The organism is Dietzia sp. CW19 (genome assembly GCF_014145265.1).
GTDB classification, from domain to species: Bacteria; Actinomycetota; Actinomycetes; order Mycobacteriales; family Mycobacteriaceae; genus Dietzia; species Dietzia natronolimnaea.
Genome location: NZ_JAALEE010000285.1, coordinates 1 through 2,968, shown reverse-complemented (window position 1 = coordinate 2,968; position 2,968 = coordinate 1). Strand labels below are relative to the sequence as shown.

Genomic DNA, 2,968 nt, shown 5'->3' with positions numbered 1-2,968 from the left:
TCCGCCGATGACGAGCACCGGGACATGGGAGCCGGGGGAGAACTGCGTGGTGCTCATGAGTGCTCCTGGGGGTCCGGCGAGGCGGAGGGCGCCTGCGCGGGGGGTGGGGATGCGGAGGGCTGGGACACGGAGGGCGGTGACGCGGAGGGCAGCGGGGGGTGCATAGAGACGACCTCGACGAGGGCGTCCCCGGGGTGGGCCCGGGACGCGGAGGCCACCCGTGCGGCGGTGTCCGCCGCCGAGCTGCACAGGAAGCCGTAGCGTTCGCGGACCCGCTCGCCCGCCTCGGTGAGCCCGTCGGTGGCCCGGCGGCGGAACTCGGCCACGCTCAGACGGTCGCCCACCGTGAGGTGGTCGTGGATCACCAGGCTGGGGGAGTAGTAGTCCCGGACCGTCCCGTCGGGCCACCGGACGGCGAAGCTCATCTCAGGCACTGGCGAGCGTCCTCTCGTCGGCCCGATCACTGACCTCGACCAGTGATCCGTACACGTCGGGGCGCCGATCGCGCAGGTGGAACATCCCGGCGCGCATGGCCGCGAAGGTGCCCGCCACGTCGACCTCGGCGACCGCCAGGCCCTCGTCGAGGGTGGTGGTGGCCAGGACGTTCCCGCCGGGATCGACGATCTTGGCGTTGCCGACGTACCGCAGGGACCCGAACGTCCCCGCCTGGTTGGAGGCCACCCAGAACACCTGGTTGTCCAGGGCCCGGGCGGAATCGAAGAGGTTGAACCGGTAGGTCCAGCGGTCCTCCTGGAGGTTGGCGGCGGTCGCGGTGCGTGCCGCCGGCCACGCGGACAGGGAGGCGATGATCTCGGCGCCCTGCAGTGCCATGACGCGCGCGGCCTCGGGGAACGCCTTGTCGTAACAGATCTGCAGGCCCACCCGGCCGACCGGGGTGTCGAACACCCGGTAGTCGCCGCCGGAGGCATAGGACATGTTCTCCCCGAGGGGCTGGTGCACCTTGCGGTAGGTGCCGTAGACGCGGGTCCCGTCGAGGACGGCGGCCGCGTTGTAACGGCTCACCCCGTCGTCGTCGAGCTCGCAGAACCCGATGGCCACCACCAGGTCTCCGATGATCTCCTGCACCCGCGCGATCTCGGGGCCGTCGAGCCGGATGGCGGGGGGCAGCGACCGGGACGTGGGCGTGGTGTCGCCGTGGTTTCCGAGGCTGGAGAGGTAGCCCCCGATGGCGGCCTCGGGAAAGACCAGGAAGTCGACGCCGCTCTCGCGGGCGATCTCCGTGTAGTGGGCGATGGTCCGGTAGTTCTCCTCGAGGTCGCGGCCGAAGTTGGCGGCGACCGAGCCGATGGTCGTCATGGCATCAGACCATGTAGGTCGAGTTGATGATGGCGCCCTTACGGGCGTAGTGGATCAGGGCGTCCTGCACGTCGAGCGGGTGCGCGGGGATCACGCCCTCGATCAGGTCCTCCTCGCGACCGCCGTGGAGACCGAGCCCGAAGCGGCAGCAGAACACGGTTCCGCCCTCGGAGATGAACGACTCGAGGGACTCGTTGATGTTCTGCTCGCCGGGGAAGCCGGAGTCCCCGGTGGTCGGGAATCCGCGGGTGGCCAGGCAGTTGATCGCGCCGGGGCCGTAGAAGTAGATGGCCGACTCGAATCCCTTGCGCAGGGCGCGGGTGGCCTGGAGGACGGCGACGAAGGAGACGGAGGACTCGTGGGCGATCCCGTGGACGAGCGTGAAGTACGACTCCCCCTCCTCGGCCTTGTAGTCCGGGAAGATCTTGGTGCCGCCGTAGATGCTGGTGCCCTTGGGTAGGGACGGGTGCGGGATCTCCTTGAGGGAGGCGGCGATGTTCTCGGTGATGGTGGCGTCGAACTCGGGCACTGTGGGCTCCTCGGGGACGAGGTCACCGGACGGGTTCCGATGACATGGCAGCGAGTACACGCCCGGACCGTTACCGCTGCGTATCGGTCCGTTACCGGGTGGTTGCGATTGGAACAACGCATCCGGCGCCGACGTAACATCGCGACCGACGCGGCCACCAGGTGGCGGCACCGTGGCGGCACCGTGGCGCGACCGTGGCGTCACCGCGGGGGTCCTGTGGCGGCTCCGCGTGGCCCGTGGAGTCGCCCCCGCGCTCCGCCGCCGGATGCTGATTACACTGGTGCTTTCCGTGCGGCCACGTCCGCCGCGCCCACCCCACCTGGAGGACTCACACGCGTGACCACCACTGTCAGCAGCCCCACCACCGCAGCTCTGTCCGGCCTGGCCGGGGCGGTCGCAGCGAACCCGGCGCTGGCCGATCTGCGGGCGGGACTGGACCGGGACTCCGCCGTGGTCCGGTCGGCGGAGTCCCTGCGGCCGTTCCTGGTGGCGGCCCTGGCCGAGCGTTCCCCGCTGCTGGTGGTGACGGCCACCGAGCGTGAATGTGAGGAGCTGGCCGACGAGTTGGCGGGACTGTTCGACGACCCGGACTCGTCGCACGAGGCCGTGGCGCAGTTCCCGAGCTGGGAGACGCTCCCGCACGAGCGCCTGTCGCCCGCCTCCGACACGATCGGTCGGCGGCTGCAGGTCCTGAACTCGGTGATGGGGGGACACGCCCCGAGGATCGTCGTGGCGGCGGCGCGGTCGGTGGTGCAACCCATCTCCCCGGGTGCGGCTCGCCGGGAGCCGATCCGGTTGACCCGCGGCGCCGAACTCGACCCCGCGGAGTTACTGGCGACCCTGACCGAGTTCGCCTACAGCCGCGAGGACATGGTGGCCCGCCGCGGTGACGTGGCGGTGCGCGGCGGCATCGTGGACGTGTTCCCCACCACCGCCGACCACCCGCTGCGCGTGGAGTTCGACGGCGACACGATCGCCGAGATCCGCGAGTTCTCGGTGGCCGACCAGCGGTCCCTGCCCGAGGGCGAGGTCTCCTCGGCCGTGTTGTTCCCCTGCCGGGAGCTGCTGCTCGACGACGCCGTCCGCGAGCGCGCGCGGCGGCTGGCCGCCGCGCACCGCGAG

The 2,968-nt window shown here is 71.1% G+C and carries 3 protein-coding genes and 1 pseudogene; 1 reads left to right on the top strand and 3 read right to left on the bottom strand.

The window, feature by feature from the left end; all coding sequences use genetic code 11:
* Positions 1 to 53: 53 nt before the first annotated feature.
* From G6021_RS09250 to G6021_RS09240, 3 genes are read right to left on the bottom strand one after another with little or no spacing between them, the layout of a single operon-like run.
* Positions 54 to 425: an MSMEG_0570 family nitrogen starvation response protein gene (locus tag G6021_RS09250; protein ID WP_187700594.1), complete on the bottom strand. Its 372-nt coding sequence runs from the start codon at positions 423 to 425 to the stop codon at positions 54 to 56.
* Between the two features lies 1 nt (position 426).
* On the bottom strand, positions 427 to 1,317 hold the full coding sequence (locus G6021_RS09245; protein ID WP_179525784.1) for a carbon-nitrogen hydrolase family protein: 891 nt from the start codon (positions 1,315 to 1,317) through the stop codon (positions 427 to 429).
* A gap of 4 nt (positions 1,318 to 1,321) precedes the next feature.
* Positions 1,322 to 1,846: an MSMEG_0572/Sll0783 family nitrogen starvation response protein gene (locus G6021_RS09240; protein ID WP_179525783.1), complete on the bottom strand. Its 525-nt coding sequence runs from the start codon at positions 1,844 to 1,846 to the stop codon at positions 1,322 to 1,324.
* A 336-nt stretch (positions 1,847 to 2,182) separates the two neighbouring features.
* Between G6021_RS09240 and G6021_RS09235 the strand changes: the two are divergent.
* Positions 2,183 to 2,968: pseudogene (locus G6021_RS09235) on the top strand (transcription-repair coupling factor); the annotation flags it as partial.

Bases quoted from the DNA above. Each gene is read 5' to 3' on its own strand.
- G6021_RS09250 (WP_187700594.1), bottom strand. From the start codon at position 425: ATGAGCTTCGCCGTCCGGTGGCCCGACGGGACGGTCCGGGACTACTAC.
- G6021_RS09245 (WP_179525784.1), bottom strand. From the start codon at position 1,317: ATGACGACCATCGGCTCGGTCGCCGCCAACTTCGGCCGCGACCTCGAG.